We start from the raw sequence: 26,848 nt of genomic DNA on the forward strand, positions 1-26,848 counted from the left end.
TCACTGATAAATCTTTTATGACTGTATCATTGTCGAGTGCCCACACAGATTGCATGGTCAAATTGTTAAAGAACGTTTTGTTATCTCGTTAAGCCGTGCGGTTTATCGTGACAACGAGGGCGCATTATAGAGAGATGTTCTTACAGCGCAATAGTTTTTTTTGATTTTTATTTCGTTGGTCTATTTTTTAGACAACACCAAGACATGCAGTCTAAAAAAGCACATTTCACCCACTTTAAAAGGAAATTATTGTGGTACTGCAGGTCTTTTCCGTTGCGATGGATGGCTGATAGGGATCGCTGCTAATAAGGTTTTCGTATAATCCGCTTTCGGTGCATGATAAATCTCTTCAGCCGTGCCTATCTCGACAAGTTTGCCGTAGTACATAACCGCCACTCTGTCTGACACATGCTTTACGACTGACAAATCGTGAGAAATGAAAATCACGGTGAGTTTCATCTCCTGCTGCAGCGCCAGTAACAAGTTCAGTATCTGCGCCTGGACAGAAACATCCAAAGCAGAAACGGATTCATCACAGATTAATAGTTTAGGTTTTAGCGCAATCGCGCGGGCAATTCCGATTCGTTGGCGCTGCCCACCAGAAAACTCATGAGGATACCGGTTGATGGCAGTGGCAGGTAAATCGACTTTATTCAGTAATTCCAGCACCCATTGCTTACGCTCGGCAGGTGTTCCTACATTATGGATAATAAACGGCTCTTCCAGAATCATGCCTATCGTATGTCGCTGATTCAGCGATTCCAGAGGATCCTGAAACACAATCTGCATATCTTTTCTGAGCGGGCGCATCTGGCGAGGGGACAAATGCGTAATATCCTTACCGTCGAAAAAGATGTTACCTTCTGTCGGCTCATGCAACTTCAGAATAGTTCGGCCCAGTGTACTTTTGCCGCAGCCTGATTCACCGACCAGCCCTAAGGTCTCTCCTCGTCTTATTGAAAAAGAGACACCATCAACGGCTTTCACTGTGTAGCCCTTTTTAAATATTCCTTTACCTGAAACAAAGTGCTGCTTCAGGTTCTCAATACGTAAAATGTCATCCATGAAAACACCCGTTCCTTTGCGCAGTTGCCACTCTATTCCCCAAATTCCGGGAACCTTGATGGATCTATGGGTTCAAAGGGGATCATTTGTTTGCTTGGGCGTTCAGCGCTGGGCATCAATCCCAGCAGCCGTTGGGTGTAGGGATGGCGGGGATGGTCGAACAACTCAAACACATCGGCCGTTTCCAGCACTTTGCCGCCATACATAACAGCCACATCATCACAAATTTCCGCCACTACGCCCAAATCATGGGTAATAAAGATCATCGCCATCTGGGTTTCTTCCTGCAGTGCCTTCATCAATTTCAGGATTTCGGCCTGGATAGTGACATCCAGTGCCGTGGTCGGCTCATCACAGATCAGAATGTCTGGCTTGCAGGCCAGCGCCATGGCGATCATCACCCGTTGCCGCATGCCGCCGGACAAGCTGTGGGGGTATTCATGCAGGCGTTTTTCGGCCATGGGTATCTGCACTTTATTCAGCATGTCCAGTGAATAACGGTTACGCTCCTTTTTGTTCAGTTCCGGACGATGAAGCTCCAGCACTTCATTGAGCTGTTTACCTATGGTGTACACAGGATTGAGTGCTGTCATTGGGTCCTGAAAAATCATTGATATGCGATCGCCACGCATAGCACACATGTCCTGGGCGGAAAGTTCGAGTAAGTTCGTCTCCCGGTACAAAACCTTGCCATTGGTTACCCGGCCATAAGGCTTTGGCAGCAGGCCCATGACAGACATGGCCGTCACGCTTTTTCCCGACCCTGACTCGCCGACCAGCCCCAGGGTGCGGCCTTTTTTGACATCAAACGACACGCCGTGCAGTACCTTTTCCACACCGTCATCTGTGCGAAACTCAGTTTCCAGATCCTCTACCCGCAGGATAACCTGATGATCGTTCATTTCGCCCTCCCCGCTTACAGCTTGTAGGCCTCTTCCATGATAGTAACGGGCTCGAAGGTTTTGCCTGACTTCATAGCCGCTTTGGTTTCACGCTTCAGCGACTCATCAATCCAATACGTGCCCAAATCCCGGAACGTACCCGAGGGAAACAGAAATTCGGTGGATTTTGTCATCGCCGGTTGCGGTATCTGCAGCCAGCGCCAGTAAGCTTCACGGGCATAGGGGCGCATGTAACCGGGAATAATGACGCTTGCGTCTGCCACTATGCTCTGTATTTGCTTGGCAAGTGCTTTCTTTTTATTCAGTTCAAATTCGGATCGATAGGCCAGGATCAGCCGGTCTAATTCAGGCGTGCTGTAATTGGTGAAGTTATTATTCTGCGGCTTATTGGCGTTTTCAGAATAGAAATACTCCCAGTATTGGGGAATTTCATTCGTTGCCATAGAGTGGAAAGAGAGCTCGTGCTTTTTCTCCAGCACATATTTGAATGCCGATGAACCATCAACCAGATTCAGGGTGTATTCGAGCCCGGCCAGTTTGGCCTGCTCTTTCAGATAAGCCACTTGTGGTGTCAGGTAGCCATAGCTGTAGGTGATAGCAAACGAAAGCCGCTGCCCTTTGTCGTTGATCCGAATGCCATCCGGGCCAATGTTACCGAAACCCGCTTTCTGAAAATACTCAATCGCGGTATCCGGATCAAACGGCGGCGCTTTCAGCTCGCTGTTGGTGTAGTCGCCATGCCCGACTCCCATCGGGTTGGGTTTCCTGATGACATCACCACGTAAGACTTTTTCAATCAGGCCATCAAAATCGGTGGCGTATGCCAGGCCTTTGCGGATATCCAGATTCCCCAGCAGAGGTTTGGCGGTATTGAGCCATAATCCACCCGCGCCCATAGGAACTTGGTTATATCCCCAAAACTTATGGATATAGCCGTGCTCAAAATTGGGGGTGTCCGACTTCTCGCGCCACAGCTCCGGGGTGTCCAGCCAGAAGGAGTCCAGATTGCCTTTTTCAAAGTGCTGACGGGCAATGTCTTTGTCGCGTATCACTTTGACGCGAATTTTCTCGACATTATAACGATACAGATAATAAGGGTTTGAGTATCCCCACCAGTCTTTGCCCACATGCTTGAAGGTGATCGACTTGCCTTTTTTGATATCGTCAATGTAATACGGTCCGGCTGACGGCTCGGCTTTAAAGTTGTAATAGCGAACAAAGTTATCTTCTACCCCATCACTGTTTTTATCGACTTTCGGTTTATAAAAATGAGCGGGACGGGGCTGCAGATTGGTGTACAGCATTAACTCTTCTTTGTTGCGTTTTTCTGCCGAGACCACAGCAAAGGTGTGCTCATCGTATTTGATGACATCGGCAATCTGCTGGGTATAAAAGGTGTTATACCAGGGTGCGACTATGTCTTTAGAGCGCATAAACGTCAGCACATAGGTAAAATCATCGGCAGTAATAGGTTTGCCATCAGACCACCTGGCATTGGGATTAATACGAAAATAAACGGTTTTATCGTCATTGCCATAGGCCCATTCACTGGCGATATCCGGGATCCAGGCCTTAGTGTCAGGGTGGCGGGTAACCGCCGCTGGGCGGTTGTCGAGCAGCCAGGTACGGAAACGGCCGTTGGAATCCGGCCCGACGATACGAAATGTCTGCGGAAAACTCTCAATATAAGTATTAAAAGTGCCGCCGAATTGGGCTTGCGGCGAAGCAAAACGCGGTTCGTGAAGATTAGACTCCCATTTCAGCCCGGCCGGAAGCTCGGCGGCCCCTGCCGGTGCACCGCTCAATGTGATGGCCCAAAAGGCGAATATGTTCAGTATCTTTCTCATCGTACATCCTTGTTATCTGGCTACACGTCTTTATTAACTATAACGGGTAAATTTTTTCGGATCGAAAGCCGCGCGTACACTCTCGCCGATAAAGGTCACCATCACCAGAACCAGCACGATGGCCGTCACCACGGTAATCACTATCCAGGGCGCCCCCAAATTTGATTTCCCTTGCTGCAGTAAATCCCCCCAGCTGGGTGTCGGCGGCATTAAGCCCAGACCAAGATAATCCAATGCCGTTAGCGCCGTAATATTGGCCGCGATAGTAAACGGGGCCAATGTCACTATCATCACCATGACATTGGGCAAAATGTGGGCGTAAAGAATCCGCCAGTTTGAGGCGCCCAGCGCCTTGGCGGCCATCACATAATCCCGGGCCACTTCTTTGTAGGTCATAGTGCGCATGTACCAGGTCATTCCCATCCAGCCGAACAGCACATTGATGGCGACAAAAAGCGTAAACGAAGGCTGGGTAATAGAGACAAGTATCATGATGACATAGAGAAAAGGCACCATTGACCAGATTTCGATAAAACGCTGCACCAGCAAGTCAAATTTTCCGCCCCAAAAACCCATCGCGCAGCCAACGGCTGTACCTATGGCGTAGGAAATGGCCATGGTCAGTAAGGCAAACCCCATAGTGATACGAAAACCGTAAACCAGCCGGGCTAAAATATCCCGCCCTATGGTATCGGTACCAAGATAATGCCGGGACTCGGCGTCAGGCGCGGTGGGAGGAAAATCCCCGCTAAAATCCTGCTCATAGGGATTCCAGGGCACAAGCGGCATCAGCACGAAGTTATCCGTATCGCTTTGTGCAAAAGCCTGCTGCAATTCCCGGTACTGTGCCTCGCTTTGGTACTCCTGCCCGAACTGGGTGCCAGGCAGCACATCGCTGACAACCGGAAAATAGTACTCCCCCTGATACTTGACGATCAGCGCTTTGCTGTTAATCAAAAACTCGGCAAAGAAGGACAACACCAGCAGGGTGGATAAAATGATCAGTGACCAATAACCACGCTTTATCGTTTTAAAACGCTGGATTTTCTTTTTTGTCAGTGGGCTCAGTGTCAGCATCTCAGGCTCCGAATCTCACTCGGGGATCAATCATGGCAACACAAGCATCGGAAATGATATTGCCCAGCATTAGTAACACAGCATTGATCGCCACGATTCCCATCACCACAGGATAGTCCCGCTCAATGATAGATTCGTAGCCCAGCAGACCGATACCATCAATATTGAAGATCACCTCAATCAAAAAAGATCCTGTCATGAAGAACAGCAAGGAGTTTCCAAAGTGGCTGGCGATAGGAATCAGACTATTGCGAAGTGCGTGGCGGCGAACCGCGGTTGAAAATGGCAACCCTTTAGCGATAGCGGTACGGATATAATCCGCTGACAGCGTCTCCATCATGTTGTTTTTCATTGTCATTGTCAGGGTGGCAAAATCACCAATCAGGTAACAAATCAGCGGCAGACAGGCATGCCAGAGGATATCTTTTACCTGCTGCCAGAGTGATTCATAGTCATCGAAATCGTCACTGACAAAGCCGCCCATTGGAAACCATTCCAGGTGATAGCTGAACAGCGTAATGAGCATCACCCCAACCACATACCCCGGCAAGGCATAACCGACAAAAATCAGAATTGAAGACCCGGAGTCAAAGCCGCTGCCGTGTTTTAAAGCTTTGTAGTAACCCAGAGGAATAGAGATAAAGTAACTGAGAAAAAAGGTCACGCCGCCGTAGAACATGGACACCGGCAGCCTGTCCATAATCATGTCCCAGACCGGTTCGTAGTAACGGGTCGACAACCCGAAGTCCAGATACAGCATTTTGGTCAGCCACTCGGAATAGGCTTCAAATACCGGCTTGTCTAATCCGTAAAACGCATTGAGTTCGGCCAGTTGATCTTCTGACAGCGCATTACTTTCCCCTGCCATGGACGGGGACATAGACATACTTTGCTGCGCCTGAATACTGGCCAGCATACGCTCGACCGGCCCGCCCGGCACAAAACGGGTGAGGGCAAAAATCAGAATTGTAATGCCGATAAAAGTGGGGATGACCAGCACCAAACGGCGCAAAAAGTATGAAAGCATGAAAGTAAATGACTCCTGTCATTAGTCAGCCTGTTCCTTGGTGTAGTGAGTATAGCAGTTGGTTGTATAACTAATGATGACCCAAACAGCAGCCAGCTCACCATTTGACAATAAAAACATAAGCTTATATTTAACCCTGCATCAGAGGGAAAATACTGACCTGATATTCTGGCCCACCAGACAGGCCATCAGGGTGCTCACTATACAGATATAAAAAAACAGACACGGTTTGAGCGTGTCTGTTTTTGTGAACCTTGAAAATGCCGGACAGTTAGTGGTTGGCCGCTAACCAGGCCGGTACCTCAGCGACACTGTCGAGCACAACCGATGCCAGTACCTCCCCTTCAGGAGTGACTGGCTTACCGGTACGCACCAGAATTCTGGTGCCCACGTCCGCTGCTTGCGCCGCTGTCATGTCATCGGTTTTATCGCCAATCATCACTGAACGGGCCATATCAATCTTCAGAAAATCGCGGGCTGAAATAAACATGCCTGGTTTGGGCTTGCGGCAATCACAATCTTGCAGATAATCGCCCTTTCCTTCTGTCGGGTGGTGCGGGCAGTAATAGATCCCGTCAAATTCGACACCGTTATCGACAAAATTCCAGTCCATCCACTCTGTCAGGGTCAGAAATTCATCTTCGGTATACATGCCTCTGGCAATACCGGCCTGATTGGTCACCAGTACCAGAAGGTAGCCCTGCTCTTTCAGTTTCTTGCAGGCGTCAAACACCCCTTCGATATATTCAAAGTCGTCAACAGTATGGACATAGCCGTGATCAACGTTAATGACGCCGTCACGATCAATAAACACAGCAGGCTTAGCCAAGCGATCACCTAAAGATAGAAATCAAATTCGCTAAATTATGGCATGGCTGACACGCGGAATCATCTCTTTATCCTCAGGCAGACGGGCTGACACTTTTCCGGCTTAATCGCAGCGTTTTTTGATTTAGCCGTCTAGACGTAAAAATATCTATTGACTTAGCCATCTAGACACCCTAGCATCCAACAACAGATGACACGGAAAAATTCCGATAACACAAGAAGATGACAAGGTCTATCGCTTAAACCACACACAAAAACACTAATGCAGGCGAAATTACGACCATAAAGCTATGCTGGTTTACAACACAGCGAGCAAGTTAAAAAAGCAGTAGCAGGACACAGCATGATAGAGATCAACAGGGTCAATAAAACCTTCAGAGTCGGGGATAAAGACATCCACGCCTTACGCGATATCAACCTCAGCATTGAGCAAGGCACGATTTTTGGTGTAATCGGTGCGTCCGGTGCGGGAAAAAGTACCCTGATACGTTGCGTTAACTTGCTTGAGAAGCCGACCTCAGGGCACATCATTGTTGATGGTATCGATCTCACTCAGCTCTCTAATCAGGAATTGACGCTGGCTCGCCGTAAAATCGGCATGATTTTCCAGCATTTTAACCTGTTATCGTCCCGCACCGTTTTCGACAATGTCGCGCTGCCGCTGGAACTGGCCGGCACGGATAAAGCGGAAAGCAAACGCAAAGTGACCGAATTGCTCAATCTGGTTGGCTTGGCTGACAAACATCAGTCCTACCCGTCAAACCTCAGCGGCGGACAAAAACAGCGGGTAGCGATTGCCCGTGCCCTGGCCTCTGATCCTAAAGTCCTGCTGTGTGACGAAGCCACCAGCGCACTGGATCCGGCCACCACCCAGTCCATTCTTGAGTTACTGAAAGAAATCAATAATAAGCTGAACCTGACCATTTTACTGATCACCCATGAGATGAACGTGGTGAAAAGCATCTGCTCAGAAGTGGCCATCATAGGCAACGGCGAGCTGGTCGAGAAAGGTCCGGTGGGTGATATCTTTGCCCATCCGAAAACAGAACTGGCACGTGAATTTATCCGTTCTACCTTAGATCTGTCGATACCGGAAGATTATAAAGCGCGCCTGGAAACCGAGCGTACCGCAACAAACTATCCGCTGATACGGCTGGAGTTCACCGGCGCTTCCGTGGATGCGCCGCTGCTCAGTCAGGCATCGCGGCAGTTCGGTATCGATGCCAACATTCTGAGTGCCGACATGGATTATGCCGGCGGTGTGAAGTTCGGCCTGATGCTGGCGGAATTTTTTGGCTCTGAAGAAGCGACACAACAAACCATCGCTTTCCTTCGCGAACACAAAGTAAATGTAGAGGTGCTGGGTTATGTTGCTTGATTCTATCGCCACCTGGTGGCAAACCAACGAACGCCTGATTGGTCTGCTGACGGACGCTTTAGGCGAAACACTGATGATGGTCTTCGCCTCCGGCCTGATTGGTTTCGCTATCGGTATTCCTGTCGGTGTCGCTCTGCACCTGACCAAACCCAACGGCCTGCTGGCCAATCCGGGCTTGAATAAGGTGCTGGGTGGTGTGGTCAATATCGGCCGCTCGATCCCGTTCATTATTCTGCTGGTGGCCATTATTCCGTTCACCCGCTTTGTGGTGGGCAGCTCCATAGGAACTGCGGCGGCCATTGTGCCACTGACAGTCGGCGCGATTCCCTTTATCGCCCGCCTGGTGGAAGGTGCGCTGCTCGAAGTGCCCAGCGGTCTGGTTGAAGCCGCGCAAGCTATGGGTGCCACACCGGTGCAAATCATTCGCAAGGTGCTGCTGCCGGAAGCGCTGCCGGGCATTATTAATGCCGTCACTATTACTCTGGTCACCCTGGTCAGCTACTCGGCCATGGCAGGCACGGTTGGCGGCGGCGGTTTAGGTGATGTCGGTATCCGCTATGGTTATCAGCGCTTTGACGGCACAGTCATGATGATCACTGTGATCATGCTGGTCGTGTTAGTACAGCTGATCCAGTCCGCCGGGGATCATCTGGTCCGCCGCGTCGACCACAGATAAGTTTGACGAGAACACAACAGAAAACTCACATCCGCCGGACATGGCTTGCCGGCGAAACCGATAAGTTACAGAAATACAACGACAACAAAGTACAGGGATTCCCTGAACAATAGGAGAAGTACAATGGCTCTGAATATTAAACATTTCTTTGCAGTCGCGGGTCTGGCGTCAGCTCTGGCACTGACCGGCTGTGGCGAGAAACAAGAATCCACCGCTGCGGCTGACAACAGCAAAATCAAAGTGGGTGTGATGGCCGGTGCTGAAGCACAGGTAGCTGAAGTGGCCGCCAAAGAAGCCAAAGACAAGTATGGCCTGGACGTTGAGCTGATCACTTTCACCGACTATGTGTCACCTAACGCGGCGCTGGAAGAAGGCTCGATTGACGTGAACGCCTTCCAGCATAAACCTTACCTGGATCAGCAAATTAAAGACCGTGGCTACAAGTTCGCGATTGCCGGTAACACCTTTGTTTACCCGATTGCCGCCTACTCAAGCAAAATCGCTTCTATCGATGAGCTGCAAGACGGTGATCAGATCGCAGTGCCAAACGATCCAACCAACCTGGGCCGCTCACTGCTGTTGCTGCAGCAACAAGGCCTGATCAAACTGAAAGACGGCGCAGGCCTGACAGCCACTGTGCTGGATATCGTTGAAAATCCAAAGAATCTGGACATCGTTGAGCTGGAAGCACCGCAACTGCCGCGTTCTCTGGATGACGTCAAACTGGCCATTATCAACAACACCTATGCCAGCACTATCGACCTGTCTCCGGATCACGACGGTATCTTTGTGGAAGGCAAAGAGTCACCTTATGTGAACCTGATTGTTGCCCGTGAAGATAATGTGAATGCCGAAAACGTGCAGACCTTCATTAAAGCATATCAGTCTGATGCGGTGAACGATGCAGCGATGGAGATCTTCAAAGGCGGCATCGTCAAAGGCTGGTAAGCCATCGCCTCGCAACACCTTGCCGATAAAAGTTCAAAAGCCCCTGCAACGGGGCTTTTGTTGTTCTGGGATGGGGAACAATGAAGCGACCAGACAGCCCGGTCGTTTACTTCTTCTTTTTCACCGTGCCCTGTACGGCTTTAAAACGTGGATTTGATTTGCAAATCACGTAAATGCGGCCACGTCGCTTGACCACCTGGCAATCTCTATGGCGCAGCTTGGCGCTTTTGAGTGAGCTTAATACCTTCATTGTGCTTCCTTATTTCCAAACGCCGCAAAACGGCGGTTAAAGTTTGCCATCCGGCCTTCTGTCTTAATCACCCGCTGCTTGCCGGTGTAGAAAGGGTGCGATTCAGACGACACGTCCAGCAAGAAGTAGGGGTACTCCTTGCCGTCCTGCCATGTGATGGTTTTATCTGTCTTCAGTGTCGAACCGACAACGAAATATTTATCTACGCTAGTGTCGTGAAACACCACTTTACGGTACTCGGGATGGATATCTGGTTTCATCATGCCTCCTCGCATTAAATGTTATAGTATAACATAACACTCAATACGGTTTTCCTACAACAAGATTTTCAGCAACACCACATTGAGATGTGCTAAGGTCTGGCAGATAAGATCTGCAGCGACATGCACGAATGACAGAGAAAATGACTTTTCAGATTGAGCCGATTGGTGTCATCCACTCCCCTTACAAAGAGAAATTCGCCGTTCCCCGTCAGCCCGGTCTGGTACCCAGCGCCAGAGCAACCCTGGTGCTTTGCGGCGATGCGAACACGCCGGAATCGATCAGAGGCATAGAGCAGTTCAGCCATTTGTGGCTGTTGTTTTTATTTGATCAGAACCTGCCGGCGGGCTGGCGTCCTACCGTGAGACCGCCCAGACTGGGCGGTAATGACCGCATCGGCGTCTTTGCCAGCCGGGCCACTTTTCGCCCTAACGGCATAGGAATGTCAGCTATCAGGCTGATCGGCGTGCGGCATGAAAAAGGTCAGGTCCTGTTGGATTTGGCCGGTGTGGATTTGGTTGACGGCACGCCTGTCATTGACATCAAGCCCTACATTCCCTATTCCGACAGTGTGCCGGATGCCAGCGGCGGCTTTGCGGCAGAGACACCAGAACTGCTTCCCGTCGAATTTACCCCCGCAGCACTGGCTCAGCTTGATGGCGAAGATGCGGCCTATCAACAGGCGGTGATTGAAGAAGTACTGGCGCAGGATCCCCGTCCGGCCTACAAGAAAGGGAAAACGGATGACAAACGCTATGGCGTCTTATTGTTTGACTACAACGTACGGTTCCGGTTTGAAGGCGATAAAGTCCTGGTCGAACAAATAGTCGCCCCGGGCAAGCTGACCTGACAGGCTATACTTAGCCTGTTTTCCGGTGACTGAGGTCACCGGACAGCCAATAAGCCTCGGGTTCCCTTTGGCGAAAGGCGGATACGCTGCTAATATACTGCTCTCAATATTAATCCTCATAATTACCAACGGATACCATCAATGCGTACCAGTAAATATCTTCTTTCTACCCTGAAGGAGACTCCAAACGACGCAGAAGTCATCAGCCACCAGCTGATGCTACGTGCAGGTATGATCCGTAAGCTGGCCTCAGGTTTGTACACCTGGCTGCCTACAGGTCTGCGTGTCCTGCGTAAGGTCGAAACCATTGTTCGCGAAGAAATGAACAATGCCGGTGCAGTCGAAACACTGATGCCTGTGGTTCAGCCGTCTGAACTGTGGCAGGAAACAGGCCGCTGGGACAAATTCGGTCCTGAGCTGCTGCGAATTGCTGACCGCCATGACCGACCGTTTGTACTGGGCCCGACGCATGAAGAAGTGATCACTGACATAGTGCGTAATGAGGTGAAATCCTACAAGCAGTTGCCATTGAACCTGTACCAGATCCAGACCAAGTTCCGTGATGAAGTTCGTCCCCGTTTCGGTGTGATGCGCTCACGCGAATTCATCATGAAGGATGCCTACTCCTTCCACCTGGATAAAGACAGCCTGCAAGAGACCTATAACGACATGTACCGCGCTTACAGCAACGTCTTCAGTCGCATGGGTCTGGATTTCCGTGCCGTACTGGCAGATACAGGTTCTATCGGCGGCAGCGGCTCGCACGAGTTCCACGTTCTGGCCGAAAGTGGCGAAGATCTGATTGCCTTCTCTACCGAGTCGGAATACGCCGCCAACATCGAGAAAGCCGAAGCGCTGGCGCCTGCCACCGAGCGCGCCGCGCCAACAGAAGAGATGAAGCTGGTCGATACCCCGAACGCCAAAACCATCGCTGAACTGGTTGAGCAATTTGGCCTGCCGATTGAGAAAACCGTGAAAACGCTGTTCGTGAAAGCGTCTGAAGACTCAGAGGCAGAATTAATCGCCCTGATCGTGCGTGGCGATCACGAACTCAATGAAGTGAAAGCAGAAAACCTTGATTGCGTTGCCAAACCGCTGGAGTTTGCGACAGAAGAAGAAATCCGTGCCGTTGTGAATGCCGGTCCGGGCTCACTGGGACCTGTCAACCTGCCTGCCACTTTCATTGTTGACCGCAGCGTTGCCGTGATGAGCGACTTCGGTGCCGGGGCCAACATTGATGGTAAGCACTACTTTGGCATCAACTGGGGCCGTGACGTAGAACTGGGCCGCGTAGAAGATCTGCGCAATGTGGTCGAGGGTGACCCAAGCCCATGCGGTAAAGGGACTATCTTGCTCAAGCGCGGTATCGAAGTGGGCCATATCTTCCAGCTGGGTACTAACTACTCTTCATCCATGAACGCCACTGTGCTGGATGCCAACGGCAAGCAGGCCGTGATGGAAATGGGTTGCTACGGTATTGGCTGTACCCGTGTGGTCGCAGCGGCTATCGAACAGAACAACGATGAGAACGGTATTATCTGGCCAGATGCCATTGCGCCGTTCCAGGTGGCCATTGTGCCGATGAACATGCACAAATCAGAAGAAGTTCAGCAGGCGGCTGAAGCCCTGTATGCGGATCTGACGGCTGCCGGTATCGAGGTACTGTTTGACGATCGTAAAGAGCGTCCTGGCGTCATGTTTGCCGATATGGAACTGATTGGCGTGCCACATACTGTGGTGATCGGCGATCGCAGCCTGAAAAACGGTGAAGTGGAATACAAAGACCGCCGCACAGGTACGAAAGAGCCTGTGGCCGCCGACAGCATTGCAGACTTCATCAAGCAAAAGCTGGCTTAAGCCTTGGCTGATTGATCCGTGATATTAAAAAAAGCCTCCGTCCGGGGGCTTTTTTGTGTCTGTGCCACAGATACTCAGTTTAAATTACAAATAAACTGAGTATTATCACTAGACTAGACGCCACCAGTGTCTGTCGCATCTGTTTAGTATCTTGAGTGGAACGTTTTGCATGGGCAAGGAAAAGCCAAAAATCAGTCTCTTGCTTTCCGGCGGTGGTGCCAGAGCGGCCTACCAGGTTGGCGTGCTGAAAGCGATTTCTGAGTGGTACCCTCGTAACCACCACAGCCCCTTTGCCATCTACAGTGGTACCTCTGCCGGTGCCATTAACGCCACTGCGATTGCCTGTTATGCATCCTGTTTTCGATTAGGGGTGAAAAAGCTGGAGTGGATCTGGGCGCGCCTGCACAGCAGACGGGTGTTCCGTTCCAGCAGTTGGGGCATCACCCAGCATTTATCACATCAGCTGCTGGCAAGGTTGCGGGCAGGACATCACCCCAGACCGCCGTTCGGGTTGCTGGACAATCGGCCACTGCGTCTGTTGCTGAACCAGGTCAATAATTACGGCCGGCTGGAGCAGCAGATCCTGGCAGGCAATCTGCACGGCATTTCTATTACGGCCTCAAGCTATAAAAGCGGCAAAACCGTCAGCTTTTTTCAGGGCCAGCAGAGTATTACGCCCTGGACTTATTCGAAATCCAAAGGACGCCGCTCACTGCTTACCACAGAGCACCTGCTAGCCTCATCAGCCATCCCTTTTGTATTCCCGGCCAGCCGGATTGGACAGGCATACTATGGCGACGGATCGATTAACCAACTGACGCCACTGCGTCCTTCGATGAAAATGGGCGCAGACAAGATACTGATCATTGATCTGATCAATCAAAGGTTGCGGCCGCAAGATCCCACTCAGGCCCCAGGCGTGGGTATGCTGACGGGCCATCTGATGGATACCATTTTCAGTGATACCATGGCCGCTGAGCTGGAACACCTGGAATACACCAATACGTTGCTCAGCAAGCTGCCGGACGATGAAAGGCGCAAAATGGCGGTCAAATCGGTTGATACCCTGCATTTGTACCCGAGTCAGTCGTTTGAACCTCTGGCCCAGGCTTTCTATCACCATATGCCGCTGGCCGCCCGCTCTCTGATGCGCTTATTGGGGATCAGTCCCAAGGACGATGCCGCCCTGACCAGCTATATCCTTTTCGAGCCCAATTACATACACGCACTGATTAACCTCGGTTATTTGGACGCCCAGGAGAGAGAAAGTGAGCTACGTTCGTTTTTAGAATAAAAACAATGGGAGATTTTCATTTCATTCCATTTTCTATTGATCTGGTTCCAAAATCTCATATATTAAAAACCTTGCTTATCAATGATATCAGTCATGGATCCAATTATCTGGCACAAAAAGCAAACCGATACCAGCCGAACCCGCGCCAAGCCGCTGGGGGCGGATCAGCGCTTGCTTATCCTGCAAAAAATGCAGGGCAAGCCTGAGCTGTCTGTGCTGCTGGAAGTCTTTGCGCTGGAAGTTGAGAAACAGATTGATATCAGTCGCATGCTTTGGCGCCATGAAACCACCACCACCCTGATACGTCACGGGCAAGGTACAGACAACCGCCAGTGCTTCGCCCTGCGCTATGCCGATCATTCTCTGGGAGAGATCCAGTACGACACACCTTATGCGCTGGATCAGGATGAAATTAACCTTCTCCATACCTACCACAGGCTGCTGGCCGGGCCGTTATTCAGTGCGATAGAGTATCGCCGGATCAAAGAAATGGCGATGCGGGATCATCTGTCCGGCCTGCGTAACCGCAGTTGTCTGGATCAGGACATACTGCATGCCATCGCCATGAGTGAGCGCCGCCAGGTTGGCCTGGTGCTTTTATTGTTTGATCTGGATAACTTCAAGCAGGTCAACGATAAATATGGTCATCTGGATGGCGATAACGTGATCCGCCGTTTTTCGTCGATCCTGAAGCAATCAGTCCGCACCTCAGACCGATGTTACCGTATGGGCAGAGACGAATTTGTCCTGTTGCTGCAACCGGCCTCGGAGCAGTCTGCACGCAAGGTCATCCACCGCGTGATGACGCGGATAGATCAGGACCACACCCTGCGCAGCCTCGACATAGGCACCTCGATTGGCGCCACCCCTTACCGCCGTGGCGATACGCCGGTCAGTTTATTAGAGCGGGCCGATCGCCAGCTCTACCAGCACAAGCGCTCTAAATAGCCCGCTTCGCTCGATTTCAATAGCCGATAGCGGTAAGCTCTGACTCATCTTTCGTGACCATATTCAGGAGACACTATGAAAGTCGCTGACTGCTGCGAGCTTGTCCGTCAGAGTTACAGCCAGATTGGCAGCGGAGATCAGGGCTATATCCCTGCCGCGATTGCCTGTGCCGTACGTGCTTTAAATAACGTCGCCGCCAGCGCTGAGGTGCCGCAGGCCATCCGGGAGCAGGCAGCCTTTGCCGCTGCGAATTTACTGATCAGTGATCACAAGGACGCGCAATGAATCTGAAAACATTCGACACTATGGATCCTGTCATGCTGATGAGTATCGTCAATATGAAGATGCGCGATGAGTTTGGCGATCTGGACGCTCTGGCCCGTTATTACGAGATTGACAAAGATAAGCTGATCGCCAGGCTGGCAGCCGCCGGATTTGACTATTTGCCTGACGCCAGACAATTTCGCTAAGTACCCCACAAAAAAAAACGGAAAGCCAGGCTTTCCGTTTTTGTATGGCACGTGATGTTCTCAAGCAGCAGAGTTAGCTGAAAGAAGACACCAGGACCGCGATGACCAGCACAGGGCAGACAAACTTCAGATACACAGGCCAGATTTTCCAGAACAGCGACTTCTCCAGTTCCGGGCTGCCAGCACTCAGCTCTTGCAGTTTACGGTGACGAGACCATACCCAGCCACCAAACACAGTGAACAACAAGGCCGCAACGGGCTGGAAATACTGGGTGGCTATGGTCGCCACCAGGCCAAACAGCTGACCAAAGTTAAAGATAATCACCGCACTGAATACGGCAATAACCCCGCCCAGAACCCAGCTTGTCGCTTTACGGTCCGTTTCAAAGCGCTCACTGACCAAAGCCACCGGGCACTCCAGCATTGAAATCGAAGACGTCAGCGCCGCAATGGTCATCAAGACAAAGAACACCAATGCTATCAGCTGACCGGCAAAGCCCAGGCTGTCAAACAGCAGCGGCAGTACGGTAAAGACCAGGGTATCCGACCCCAGCAGCGAACCGTCTTCAGCGTATATCGCCACCCCTTTCTTCATGGCAACAAACATCGCCGGCAGCACCACCAGACCGGCAATAAAAGCCACCGCCGTATCCACCAGGGTGACGCTCAGTGCCATTTTAGGCAGGCTCTCTTTCTTGCTCAGGTAAGAGCCGTAAATCAGCATGGAGCAACCGCCGATCGTCAGGGAGAAAAAGCCCTGGCCCATTGCTGCCAGCAGCAGCTTAGGTTCCAGTACCTTACTGAAATCAGGGATAAGGTAATGCTTCAGACCGTCCATTGCGCCATCCTGAGTCATGATGTAAACAAACATCAGCAGGAAAAGCACAAACAGCGCCGGCATCAAGCGGGTCGACCATTTTTCAATCCCCTGCTTCACCCCGCTTTGTACGATCATAATGGTCAGCAAATAGAAAATAGCCGCACCAAACAGGTTCCGGGAGACAGAAAAGCCTTTCAGCCAGGCGGTGGCATCTGCCATTCCCAGAATATCGGTCACAGCCGCCAGCAGGAAGGTCACCAGCCAGCCTGCCACTATGCTGTAGAACGCCAGCACCAGACAAGGCACCATCAGGCCAATCCAGCCCACCAGCGCACCCGCACGCTTTGCCGTCGGGTTATCGCTCAGGCTGCGCATACTGTCTACCGGGTTAGCCTGACCATAACGACCAATCGCCATTTCAACGATTAGCATAGGGAAAGCCACCACCAGAATCATCAGAAGATAGACCAGCAGGAAAGCGCCGCCGCCATTGCTGGCCGCTTGAGTGGGAAATCCCCAGATGTTACCCAGCCCTACCGCTGCCCCTGCAGCCGCGAGGATAAAGCCCATCCGTGAGCCAAAATGTTCGCGTGTTCCTGCCATGCTTTACAACCCTATCGTATCAGTGAACTAGTACAATATATTTATTGGTGGGTTTTATCAATGCCAGTGAATCCGACTGGTCAAGAATGCAGCAACCGGAAGATTGTTTAATCGCGAAGAGAAAGAAAGGGAATTTATCCGCCCAGCCCGGCCGGGCGGATACGGTGGCCATTACTTCATTTGCGAGAAGTAAGCCGCCAGATTATCAATATCTGTATCACTCAGCATTGCCGCCTGTGGCTGCATCAAGATGGCGTTGCCACCATTACGTTCTTTATTCTTATAGGCTTTGAGGGCATTCACCAGATACTGCTCATTCTGGCCGCCCAGGTTGGGATAGCCCGGAATCACCGCCTTACCGTCAGCACCATGGCAAGCCGCACAAATAGCGGCCTTTCCCTTGCCGGCCTCGGCATCACCAGCAGCCATAACAGGAAGTGAAAATAGTGCCGCAGTCAGTGTCAGCGTCATTGCTTTTTTCATAAGATCCTCATTATTTTACTTATATCGACATTCAAACACTGCCTGACTATCTACATTCCTGACCCCGGTGTCAGTGTAGGTGATCACACTTCCAGACTAACTCGCATTCATTACCTTCAAAGCCTTCGACCACAAATAAGCCCGCCACCGCGGCCAGTTTGTCGCCATAAAACAGCAAGGGTGTCTGGCGCCGGCGCCAGCTGGGCACCCCATACTCCTGAAACAGCTTCTTCAGCTTGCGACGGCCAGCTCGCCCCAGTGGTTGTGCCTGCAGGCCGCTGGGATCAAAAGCGACCCGCACCCGCTCATCCGGCGCAGGGCTGCGCAGATGTCCGCCAGACAGACGGCTGAGTGTGATAACACCCAGCGAAGCCGGTAACGGGCAAGGGGTATCCGGGGTGATCTCCCGGCGCCATTCCGTCACATCCGGCCGGGGCCGGACCGCATACAGACGAGACTGAAAGCGGCGTACTTCATATCCGTGCAACGACACACAGGGGTTAGCGTCTTTACGGGCCAGACAGACCGCCTGCCAGATTTGTTCCAGTTGCGCTTTGGAGGGGACAGGCAGATCCTGGCGCTGCAACCAGAGACGCACCAGCGCCCGGCCCTGTTTCTCGTCCGTCACTGCGCTCAGATCTATGCTGCCGTCTGGCGCACTCATCTGGTGAAGTTTGTCGGCCAGCAAGGATTCCAGCAATGACTGTTGTTCGCCGCACAAGGCGGCACTTCGTGCTACGGCCTGCCGTAATCCCGGCCAGCGAGATGTCAGTGCCGGCACAATATCCAGCCGCAAAAAATTACGGTCAAAACGCCTGTCCTGATTGCTCTCATCATCCACCCAGTCCAACTGATGCTCATTGGCGTAGGCGTGCAGCTCGGCGCGGCTGACATCAAGCAAAGGGCGCAGGTGCAAGCCATTGGCGAAGGGTTTGACCTCAGGCATTGCCGCCAGACCGGCAGGGCCACTGCCGCGCTTTAACGCCAGCAAGACAGTTTCCAGCTGATCGTCGGCATGTTGCGCGGTCAGCAGGTACTGCTGAGACTGAACATACCCCGCCAGCGCGCCATAGCGAGCTTCTCTCGCAGCCTGTTCCAGACTGATTCGGCTTCCCGACGGCACACTGACGCGCTCACAGTGAAAGGTTACCGCATCGCTCTTCGCCCAGGCTGCGCACTGCGCTAACCAGCGATCCGCATTCGGGCTTAAGCCGTGATGCACATGCACAGCAAGCGCCTGATAATGCGGGTGCTTTTGTATAAACCGACTCAGAAGATGCAATAAAACACGGGAATCGAGCCCGCCGCTGAGCGCAAGAACCAGCTGGGATGGCTGCGGACAAAGACGTAAAAGGGTGTCGGAGAAATGAGTAAACAGCATAAATGTCAGCAATTCTGCTCTGTGGTCTGTGGCAATAGGGCTATCTTATCTCAGCGCTGTGTCAGGCGTTAGTGCTGCTTTGGGTCCGCGCGTACCAACGACGCGCAGCGGATAACAAAACGGGCCGCCAGTGGCGACCCGTTGATCCGTATCCGGAACTGATTATCAGCAGTAGCCGTAACTCAGCAAACGCTGATAACGACGCTCGCGCAGGCTGTCATCATCCAGACCTTCCAGATCGTTCAGCGTATTGAGCAGTTGCTGTTTGATCCGCGAAGCCATGACAGGCACGTCACGGTGCGCACCACCAAGAGGTTCTTCAATGATGTTATCAATCAGACCCAGCTCTTTGAGACGATTGGCCGTCATACCCATAGCTTCTGCAGCCTGAGGGGCTTTATCAGAATCACGCCACAGAATCGACGCACACCCTTCCGGGGAGATCACGGAATAAGTCGAGTATTGCAGCATGTTCACGCAATCACCGACACCGATCGCCAGTGCGCCGCCAGAACCGCCTTCACCGACCACATTACAGATCACAGGCACGCTCAGACCGGCCATGACTTTGAGGTTCATGGCAATGGCTTCAGACTGGCCGCGCTCTTCGGCACCGACACCTGGGTACGCGCCTGCGGTATCAATAAACGTAATGATTGGCATGCGGAAACGCTCAGCCATTTTCATCAGGCGCAATGCTTTACGGTAGCCTTCAGGTTTAGGCATACCGAAGTTACGCAATACTTTCTCACGGGTCTCGCGGCCTTTCTGATGGCCAATCACCATCACCGGACGACCATCCAGACGGGCGATACCGCCGATCAGGGCTTTGTCATCGGCAAATGCACGATCACCGGCCAGCGGATCGAATTCAGTAAAGATATGCTCGATATAATCCAGCGTATACGGACGCTGCGGGTGACGGGCCAGCTGTGCGACCTGCCAGGCGCCCAGATCGCCAAAAATCTTTTTGGTCAGTTCCAGGCTTTTTTGTTCAAGCTGTGCAATTTCTTTGTCCAGATCAACCGAGGCCGATTTATCACGGTGCGATACATCGCGCAGTGCTTCAATTTTGGCTTCTAGCTCGGCAATAGGTTGTTCAAAATCAAGGAAGTTCAGGCTCATACCACTTGTAATCCTTTGTCCATTGTTAGCAACCTGTCTGACAGGTGCCGGACTCATTAATTAAACTCAAATTCGACTTGCTGCTCGCCCAGTAACACTTTGAGATCAGTGATTAAATCATCACTTGGCGTTATCCGCCACTCTGTGCCAAGGGTAAGTTTAGCGCGTGCATTCGAACGCTGATAATAAATATTCACCGGGACAGTGCCTGCCCGATGCGGCTCCAGCGCTTTGCTGAAACGCTCAAAAAATGTGTGATCAATCTGCCCTTCAGTCAGCGAGATAGCAAGACCCCGCAGGTGCTTTTCTCTAGCTTCAGAAATATCAAGGACTTCACGTGCAGACATTTTAAGGCCCCCATTGAAATCATCAAAGCTGACCTGTCCGGAAACGACCAAAATCCGGTCTTTTTCAATCAGATCGAGATATCGATCCAAAGCATCGGAAAACAGCATGACTTCCATACGCCCCGACCTGTCATCCAGTGTCAGCACCCCAATCCGGGTACCCCGCTTGGTTGTCATCACCCGGGCGGCGATAACCAGCCCGGCAATCGTCACTACCTTATCACGCCCTGTCGGGTGGGCGTCTTTCAGGCGCCAGGTCACATAGTGCTTGAGCTCGCGCACATAACTGTTGATCGGGTGACCGGTCAGGTACAAGCCGAGCGTGTCCCGCTCGCCTTCCAGCCAGATTTTCTCTGGCCATTCCGGAATATTGGCGTAGGCTTTTTCTACCTCTTCCGGTGCCGCGGTCAGCACGCCGAACATGTCAGCCTGACCGAATGCCTCGGCCTGATGGTGCTGGCCAGCGGCTTTCAGCGCGTCGTCCAGCGTGGCCATCATCGCCGCACGGTTAGGCCCGAGACGATCCATCGCACCGGCTTTGATCAAGCGCTCCAGGACACGTTTATTGACCTTCTTGGTGTCTATTCTGGCACAGAAATCAAATAAGTCCTTAAAATGGCCGCCTTTTTCCCGTGCCGCAATAATATTTTCGATCGGGCCTTCACCGACCCCTTTGATAGCGCCTATGCCATAGACAATGGCGCCTTCATCATCAACGGTGAAGCGGTAAAGCCCCTTGTTAACATCCGGCGGCAGCATTTGCAGGTTCATGCGCTGGCACTCTTCCACCAGGCCGACCACTTTATCGGTATTATCCATGTCGGCGGTCATGACCGCGGCCATGAACTCAGCCGGATAATGCGCCTTGAGCCACAGTGTCTGGTAAGACACCAGGGCATAGGCGGCCGAGTGCGATTTGTTGAAGCCGTAACCGGCGAATTTCTCTACCAGGTCGAAGATCTTCATCGCCAGCTCGCCGTCGACCCCGTTATTCACGGCGCCGCTTTCAAACGTGGCTCGCTGCTTGGCCATTTCTTCCGGTTTTTTCTTACCCATAGCACGGCGCAGCAAGTCAGCGCCGCCCAGGCTGTAACCGGCCAGGACCTGGGCAATTTGCATGACCTGTTCCTGGTACAGAATAATGCCGTAGGTCGGCTCCAGAATCTCTTTCAGCGATTCGTGCTGATAAGTGGCATCGGGATACGAGATCTCTTCACGACCATGCTTACGGTCGATGAAGTTATCCACCATGCCAGATTGCAGCGGGCCCGGACGGAACAGGGCCACCAGTGCGATCATGTCTTCAAAACAGTCCGGCTGCAGGCGCTTGATCAAATCTTTCATGCCGCGCGATTCAAGCTGGAACACAGCGGTGGATTCTGAGCGCTGCAGCATGGCGAACGATTTCTGATCCGCCATAGGAATAGCCGCAATATTGACCGGCGGTTTACCCTGCGCTTCCAGGCGCGGGTTAATCATGCCCAGCGCCCAGTCAATAATGGTCAGCGTACGCAAGCCCAGGAAGTCGAACTTCACCAGCCCCGCGGTTTCTACATCGTTCTTATCGAACTGTGTGACCGGATGATGGCCTTCTGCGTCACAATACAGCGGGGCAAAATCTGTGATTGTGGTCGGCGATATGACCACCCCTCCGGCGTGTTTACCGGCGTTTCGGGTTACCCCTTCCAGCACCCGGCACATGTCGATCAGATCTTTGACTTCTTCATCGGCTTCGTACACTTCGCCCAGCTGCAGCTCGGCCTCAAAGGCTTTGGCCAGTGTCATGCCCGGCTCGGCCGGAATCATCTTGGAAATGCGATCGACAAAACCATAAGGGTGGCCCAGTACCCGGCCCACATCCCGGATAACGGCTTTGGCCGCCATGGTACCAAAGGTAATAATCTGGGATACCGCATCCCGGCCGTACATTTCGGCCACGTGATCTATTACCTGATCCCGCTTATCCATACAGAAATCGATATCAAAATCAGGCATGGATACCCGTTCCGGGTTCAGGAAACGTTCGAACAGCAGATCAAAAGCCAGCGGATCGAGATCCGTGATATCCAGCGCATAAGCGACCAGGGATCCTGCACCCGAGCCCCGCCCCGGGCCAACGGGCACACCGTTCTCCTTCGACCACTGGATAAATTCCATGACGATCAGGAAGTAGCCGGGAAACCCCATCTGGTTGATCACTTCCAGTTCAATATCCAGACGTTCGTCGTATTCAGGGCGACGGTTTCTGCGCACTTCTTCATCCGGGAATAAGAATTCCAGACGTCGCTCCAAACCTTCTTTAGACTTCAAGACCAGGAAATCTTCCGTCGTCATGTCACCGGTCGGAAAGTTTGGCAGGAAATATTCACCTAACCGGACCGTTACATTACAGCGCTTGGCAATTTCTACTGAGTTTTCCAGTGCTTCCGGAATATCAGCAAACAGCTTGCACATTTCTTCTTCACTGCGCAGATATTGCTGAGCACTGTAATGTTTGGGACGGCGGGGATCGACCAGAGTATAACCATCATGGATACAGACGCGGATTTCATGAGCATCGAACTGATCCGGACTGATAAAGCGCACATCATTGGTTGCCACCACAGGCAAGTCTGCTTGCGCGGCCAGTTCAATGGCAAAGTGCAGGTACGCTTCTTCATCCGGCCGGCCGGTACGGACCAGCTCCAGATAATAACTGCCGGGAAAGTGTTGCTGATAAAAGGCCACGCAGCGATCTACCGTCGCCTGATTGCCTTTGAGCAAGGCCTGTCCGACATCACCGGTTTTACCGCCAGACAGCAGGATCAACCCCTGCTTCTGCTCAACCAGCCAGTCGCGGTCAATCACAGGCATATGTTGCACATGCCCGCGCTGATAGGCACGGGATATCAGCAAAGTCAGGTTTTTGTAACCGTCATTGTCTGCCGCCAGGACAGTGAGATCAGACAGCTCATCGCCATTCTCATCGCTGCGCACTTTGAAATCCGCACCGATAATGGGCTTCACCCCCGCACCATGGGCCGCGAAATAGAATTTCACCAGGCCGCACAGGTTAGTGAAATCTGTCAGGGCCATAGCGGGCATGCCCAGCTCTGCCACTTTCTTGACTAGAGGCGGGACCTTACTCAGGCCGTCGACCATGGAAAAGTCACTGTGGATGCGCAGGTGTATAAAGCGTGGTTCTGCCATGATGATGTCGTCAATTCAGCGGTTAAGACACAAACAGGGGTTGAGTCTAAAATGATTTTTCGTCAACGCAAGTGCCCGAAAGCCATTACTTCAAATTTTGCGCAATTCGCTCTCGAACTGGCTTAAAACTCTTACGGTGCTGGTCAATCGCGCCGTGTTTTTCCAGCGCCGCAAAGTGCACTTTGGTTGGATAGCCTTTGTGCTGGGCAAAGCCGTAAGCAGGGTACAGCGCATCCAGAGCTTGCATTTCTCTGTCGCGGGTCACCTTGGCCAGTATGGATGCCGCGCTGATTTCTGCCACCCGCATATCACCTTTCACCACGGCCTGTGCCGGCACAGGTAAGGATGGTACACGGTTGCCGTCGATCAGGACATAATCGGGCTGGACAGACAGACCAGCCACCGCGCGCTGCATCGCGACCATAGTGGCCTGCAGGATATTCAGCTCGTCAATTTCTTCCGGCTCACAGCGGCCCAAAGACCAGCTCAGTGCTTTTTCCTGAATTTCGTCAAACAGCGCCAGCCGCTTTTTCTCGCTCAGCTTCTTCGAGTCAGCAAGCCCGACAATGGGGTTGGCCGGATCGAGTATGACAGCGGCGGTTACGACAGCACCGACCAGCGGCCCGCGGCCAACCTCATCCACGCCCGCAATCAATCGGGCATCCGGGTATACAAAGGGTTCGTATTGCATCATGTGTTTCACTCTGTCCGGCAGGTTAACACCGGCCACTGCTGGATGACTTACCGATGAGGGTCAGCACGGCTTCGGCAGCCTGCTTGTCCGCATCACAACGAATAAGCTGGTGCAAGCGGGTAAATTCGGCCATCAGTTGATGATTGTCGGCTGTCAGGCACTGCTCAACCGCGGCGGCCAGTTTCTCTGGCACACACTCTTGCTGCAATAATTCAGGCACCAGTTCTCTGTCCGCCAGAATATTGGGTAATGACACATATTTGGTCTTGAGCATGCGTTTGGCTAACCAGGCTGTCAGCGGCTTGACTTTATAGCCCACCACCATAGGACGCTTCACCAGCATACACTCCAGTGCCACGGTACCAGAAGCCAGTAACACCGCATCTGACGCCGTCATGACATCGCGCGCGGTGTCATCCACCAGGACAAAATCCAGCTCAGGCGCCGTCGCCTTCCACGCCTGTTCAAACTGTTCCCGGCGTTTGGCGTTCACCAGCGCCACCACAAAACCCAGCTCTGGCTGTTTCGCTTTCAGCAACTGGCAAGTCTGAATAAACGGCTCTGCCAGCAGACCCATTTCACCGCCACGGCTGCCGGGTAACACGGCCAGCCAGCGTTTATCGCTGTCCAGTCCCAGCTTTTGCCGGGCCGCGGCTTGGTCTGTCTCTAACGGAATGGCATCTGCCATGGTATGACCGATGAATTCACACGGAACGTTAAATTTATCGTAAAAGGCTTTTTCAAAGGGCAGGAAGGCCAAAACCAGATTGGTCGCGGCTTCAATTTTGAAGATCCGCTTCTGCCGCCAGGCCCAGACCGACGGGCTGACATAATGAACGGTTTTGATCCCCTGACATTTCAGGTCTTTTTCCAGACGCAGATTAAAGTCAGGCGCATCAATGCCCACGAACACATCCGGCGGATTGGCTGAGAAATACTTCACCAGCTCGGCTTTAATGTGAAACAGACGAGGCAGCCGACCGACAACCTCGACGATCCCCATCACCGCCAGCTCTTCCATATCAAACAGAGCTTCGCAGCCCAGCGCCTGCATGCGCGGTCCTGCAACGCCGACAAACTCGGCATCCGGATACCGGGCTTTGACCGCTTCAATAAAGCCGGCCCCTAAAATATCGCCGGAGATCTCCCCGGCGACGATTCCAATGCGAAGAGGCTTGCTCATATCAGCGAATAATTCCGCGTTCGGTATTGTTCAGCGCATCCAGCAACAGGCCAACTGACGGCCAGTCTTTCGCCATCTCTTCCAGTACCGGCTTCACCTCGGCCTGCGTTTTACCCGAACGGTAAATCTCTTTATAGGCACGGCGCAGCGCATGGATTTCTGGCTTTTCAAAGCCATTACGCTGCAAACCCACAATGTTCAGTCCGAACGGTGTGGCATGGTTACCCTGGGCCAGTACATAAGGCGGCACATCCTGCACCACGGCAGAACAGCCACCGACATAGCTGTACGCACCCACATTACAGAATGGATGAATGGCTGACAGCGCCATCACGCCGGCGTAATCACCGACCACCACATGGCCGCCCAGAATTGAGTTGTTACCAATATGGGTGTGATTACCTATCACGACATCGTGAGCAACGTGGGCATTGACACACAGCAGGTTGTCATCACCAATAATAGTGACGCCTTTATCCTGTACCGTGCCGCGATGGATCTGTACGCTTTCGCGGATCACATTGCGATCGCCAATTTCCAGGCGCGTCGGTTCACCGTTGTATTTCTTGTCCTGGCACTCTTCACCGACGATCGCATAAGGAAAAATGCGATTATCCTTGCCAATCGTGGTCGGGCCTTTGATCACAACGTGTGACATGATCTCGTTGCCGTCGCCAATTTCGACATCTTTGCCAATGTAGGTAAAAGGGCCAACGGTCACATTGGCTCCGATTATCACACCGTCTTCAATCACCGCCGATGGGTGAATTTGTGCTGTTTCGTGAATCATGAAAACTCTCGTCTCGCGCATTTCAACTCAGCAGAACACACAACATCGCCGTCCACTTTCGCAATGCCATTAAACATGGCAATACCGCGGCGCTCTTTCAGGAATTCCACTTCAATCACCAGCTGGTCACCAGGGCCAACGGGTTTACGGAATTTCGCATTATCAATGCTGGCAAAGTAATACAGTTCATTTTCTGCCGGCGCACCAAAGGTTTTAAACGCCAGCAAGCCAGTGGCCTGTGCCATGGCTTCAAGAATCAGTACACCAGGAAAAACAGGCATTTTCGGGAAGTGGCCGGTAAATTGCGGCTCATTGACGGAAACGTTTTTAATCGCTGTCAGTGTTTTGCCTTCTTCGTAGTTAACAACACGATCAACCATCAGAAAAGGATAACGGTGCGGAAGAAGAGCTTGGATCTCGGTGATATTCAGCGTTTTGTTTTCGCTAGTCAAAACTGCATTCCTGTCTAAAAAGTTAATAAAGCGCCGGACAAAAACGTAAGCGGCCTACGCGGTCAATGACGCAGGCCCGAAGCGGCAAAATGAGAACGAAAAA

The 26,848-nt window shown here is 52.2% G+C and carries 26 protein-coding genes; 9 read left to right on the plus strand and 17 right to left on the minus strand.

The genetic code is table 11. The features are described from left to right. Positions 1–246: 246 nt before the first annotated feature. From P0Y67_RS09485 to gmhB, 6 genes are all read right to left on the minus strand, one after another. Positions 247–1,065 (minus strand): ABC transporter ATP-binding protein, encoded by an 819-nt coding sequence (locus P0Y67_RS09485; protein ID WP_342391680.1) that lies wholly within the window; start codon positions 1,063–1,065, stop codon positions 247–249. Positions 1,066–1,097: 32 nt separating this feature from the next. Continuing rightward, positions 1,098–1,967 carry an ABC transporter ATP-binding protein gene (locus tag P0Y67_RS09490; protein ID WP_342391681.1) on the minus strand — a complete coding sequence of 290 codons (870 nt, stop codon included), beginning with the start codon at positions 1,965–1,967 and terminating at the stop codon, positions 1,098–1,100. Positions 1,968–1,981: 14 nt separating this feature from the next. Continuing rightward, positions 1,982–3,814 carry an extracellular solute-binding protein gene (locus tag P0Y67_RS09495; RefSeq protein WP_342391682.1) on the minus strand — a complete coding sequence of 611 codons (1,833 nt, stop codon included), beginning with the start codon at positions 3,812–3,814 and terminating at the stop codon, positions 1,982–1,984. 33 nt (positions 3,815–3,847) lie between these two features. Beyond that, positions 3,848–4,891, minus strand: a complete 1,044-nt coding sequence (locus tag P0Y67_RS09500; protein WP_342391683.1) for an ABC transporter permease — start codon at positions 4,889–4,891, stop codon at positions 3,848–3,850. 1 nt (position 4,892) lies between these two features. Beyond that, positions 4,893–5,918, minus strand: coding sequence for an ABC transporter permease subunit (locus P0Y67_RS09505; RefSeq protein ID WP_342391684.1), 1,026 nt, complete (start codon positions 5,916–5,918; stop codon positions 4,893–4,895). Positions 5,919–6,189: 271 nt separating this feature from the next. Beyond that, the gene (gene gmhB / locus P0Y67_RS09510) at positions 6,190–6,747 is read right to left on the minus strand and encodes a D-glycero-beta-D-manno-heptose 1,7-bisphosphate 7-phosphatase (RefSeq protein ID WP_342391685.1); all 558 of its coding nucleotides are present in this window, start codon (positions 6,745–6,747) and stop codon (positions 6,190–6,192) included. Positions 6,748–7,089: 342 nt separating this feature from the next. On the opposite strand from gmhB, the gene metN reads away from it, so the two are divergent. The 3 genes from metN to P0Y67_RS09525 all read left to right on the plus strand — a co-directional run bounded on the left by metN (position 7,090) and on the right by P0Y67_RS09525 (position 9,748). Next, positions 7,090–8,124 carry a methionine ABC transporter ATP-binding protein MetN gene (gene metN, locus P0Y67_RS09515; RefSeq protein WP_342391686.1) on the plus strand — a complete coding sequence of 345 codons (1,035 nt, stop codon included), beginning with the start codon at positions 7,090–7,092 and terminating at the stop codon, positions 8,122–8,124. Then, positions 8,114–8,800, plus strand: coding sequence for a methionine ABC transporter permease (locus P0Y67_RS09520; protein WP_337112942.1), 687 nt, complete (start codon positions 8,114–8,116; stop codon positions 8,798–8,800). The genes metN and P0Y67_RS09520 overlap by 11 nt, the downstream gene beginning before the upstream one ends. Before the next feature lie 123 nt (positions 8,801–8,923). Then, entirely contained in the window at positions 8,924–9,748 is an 825-nt protein-coding gene (locus P0Y67_RS09525; protein ID WP_342391687.1) for a MetQ/NlpA family lipoprotein, read from the plus strand. Positions 9,749–9,854: 106 nt separating this feature from the next. Here the strand turns inward: P0Y67_RS09525 and ykgO are convergent, their stop codons facing one another. Both ykgO and P0Y67_RS09535 read right to left on the minus strand, forming a co-directional pair. Continuing rightward, positions 9,855–9,998, minus strand: coding sequence for a type B 50S ribosomal protein L36 (gene ykgO / locus P0Y67_RS09530; RefSeq protein ID WP_192017596.1), 144 nt, complete (start codon positions 9,996–9,998; stop codon positions 9,855–9,857). Beyond that, on the minus strand, positions 9,995–10,258 hold the full coding sequence (locus P0Y67_RS09535) for a type B 50S ribosomal protein L31 (protein WP_342391688.1): 264 nt from the start codon (positions 10,256–10,258) through the stop codon (positions 9,995–9,997). Before P0Y67_RS09535 ends, ykgO begins: the two co-directional genes overlap by 4 nt. A gap of 143 nt (positions 10,259–10,401) precedes the next feature. On the opposite strand from P0Y67_RS09535, the gene tsaA reads away from it, so the two are divergent. From tsaA to P0Y67_RS09565, 6 genes are all read left to right on the plus strand, one after another. Next, entirely contained in the window at positions 10,402–11,109 is a 708-nt protein-coding gene (gene tsaA / locus P0Y67_RS09540) for a tRNA (N6-threonylcarbamoyladenosine(37)-N6)-methyltransferase TrmO (RefSeq protein ID WP_342391689.1), read from the plus strand. A 141-nt stretch (positions 11,110–11,250) separates the two neighbouring features. Then, on the plus strand, positions 11,251–12,966 hold the full coding sequence (locus tag P0Y67_RS09545) for a proline--tRNA ligase (protein WP_342391690.1): 1,716 nt from the start codon (positions 11,251–11,253) through the stop codon (positions 12,964–12,966). A 169-nt stretch (positions 12,967–13,135) separates the two neighbouring features. Further along, entirely contained in the window at positions 13,136–14,260 is a 1,125-nt protein-coding gene (locus P0Y67_RS09550; protein WP_342391691.1) for a patatin-like phospholipase family protein, read from the plus strand. A 93-nt stretch (positions 14,261–14,353) separates the two neighbouring features. Then, positions 14,354–15,208 (plus strand): GGDEF domain-containing protein, encoded by an 855-nt coding sequence (locus tag P0Y67_RS09555; RefSeq protein ID WP_342391692.1) that lies wholly within the window; start codon positions 14,354–14,356, stop codon positions 15,206–15,208. Between the two features lie 75 nt (positions 15,209–15,283). Further along, complete coding sequence (locus P0Y67_RS09560) at positions 15,284–15,493, plus strand: YaeP family protein (protein ID WP_342391693.1); 210 nt, start codon at positions 15,284–15,286, stop codon at positions 15,491–15,493. After that, entirely contained in the window at positions 15,490–15,678 is a 189-nt protein-coding gene (locus P0Y67_RS09565) for a DUF4250 domain-containing protein (RefSeq protein ID WP_342391694.1), read from the plus strand. The genes P0Y67_RS09560 and P0Y67_RS09565 overlap by 4 nt, the downstream gene beginning before the upstream one ends. A gap of 73 nt (positions 15,679–15,751) precedes the next feature. Here the strand turns inward: P0Y67_RS09565 and P0Y67_RS09570 are convergent, their stop codons facing one another. The 9 genes from P0Y67_RS09570 to fabZ all read right to left on the minus strand — a co-directional run bounded on the left by P0Y67_RS09570 (position 15,752) and on the right by fabZ (position 26,745). Next, complete coding sequence (locus P0Y67_RS09570; protein ID WP_342391695.1) at positions 15,752–17,101, minus strand: sodium-dependent transporter; 1,350 nt, start codon at positions 17,099–17,101, stop codon at positions 15,752–15,754. Positions 17,102–17,272: 171 nt separating this feature from the next. After that, positions 17,273–17,584 carry a c-type cytochrome gene (locus P0Y67_RS09575; RefSeq protein ID WP_342391696.1) on the minus strand — a complete coding sequence of 104 codons (312 nt, stop codon included), beginning with the start codon at positions 17,582–17,584 and terminating at the stop codon, positions 17,273–17,275. Between the two features lie 70 nt (positions 17,585–17,654). Then, positions 17,655–18,977, minus strand: a complete 1,323-nt coding sequence (gene tilS / locus P0Y67_RS09580; protein ID WP_342391697.1) for a tRNA lysidine(34) synthetase TilS — start codon at positions 18,975–18,977, stop codon at positions 17,655–17,657. 153 nt (positions 18,978–19,130) lie between these two features. After that, positions 19,131–20,090, minus strand: a complete 960-nt coding sequence (gene accA / locus P0Y67_RS09585; protein WP_192017586.1) for an acetyl-CoA carboxylase carboxyl transferase subunit alpha — start codon at positions 20,088–20,090, stop codon at positions 19,131–19,133. 56 nt (positions 20,091–20,146) lie between these two features. Next, on the minus strand, positions 20,147–23,626 hold the full coding sequence (gene dnaE, locus P0Y67_RS09590) for a DNA polymerase III subunit alpha (protein ID WP_342391698.1): 3,480 nt from the start codon (positions 23,624–23,626) through the stop codon (positions 20,147–20,149). 85 nt (positions 23,627–23,711) lie between these two features. Continuing rightward, positions 23,712–24,329, minus strand: a complete 618-nt coding sequence (gene rnhB, locus P0Y67_RS09595) for a ribonuclease HII (protein WP_342391737.1) — start codon at positions 24,327–24,329, stop codon at positions 23,712–23,714. A 13-nt stretch (positions 24,330–24,342) separates the two neighbouring features. After that, entirely contained in the window at positions 24,343–25,503 is a 1,161-nt protein-coding gene (lpxB, locus tag P0Y67_RS09600) for a lipid-A-disaccharide synthase (protein ID WP_342391699.1), read from the minus strand. A 1-nt stretch (position 25,504) separates the two neighbouring features. Then, positions 25,505–26,293 carry an acyl-ACP--UDP-N-acetylglucosamine O-acyltransferase gene (gene lpxA, locus P0Y67_RS09605; RefSeq protein ID WP_342391700.1) on the minus strand — a complete coding sequence of 263 codons (789 nt, stop codon included), beginning with the start codon at positions 26,291–26,293 and terminating at the stop codon, positions 25,505–25,507. Beyond that, complete coding sequence (gene fabZ / locus P0Y67_RS09610; protein ID WP_027251674.1) at positions 26,290–26,745, minus strand: 3-hydroxyacyl-ACP dehydratase FabZ; 456 nt, start codon at positions 26,743–26,745, stop codon at positions 26,290–26,292. The genes lpxA and fabZ overlap by 4 nt, the downstream gene beginning before the upstream one ends. Positions 26,746–26,848: the final 103 nt, after the last annotated feature.

Source organism: Photobacterium sp. SP02, from assembly GCF_038519165.1.
GTDB lineage: Bacteria > Pseudomonadota > Gammaproteobacteria > Enterobacterales > Vibrionaceae > Photobacterium > Photobacterium halotolerans.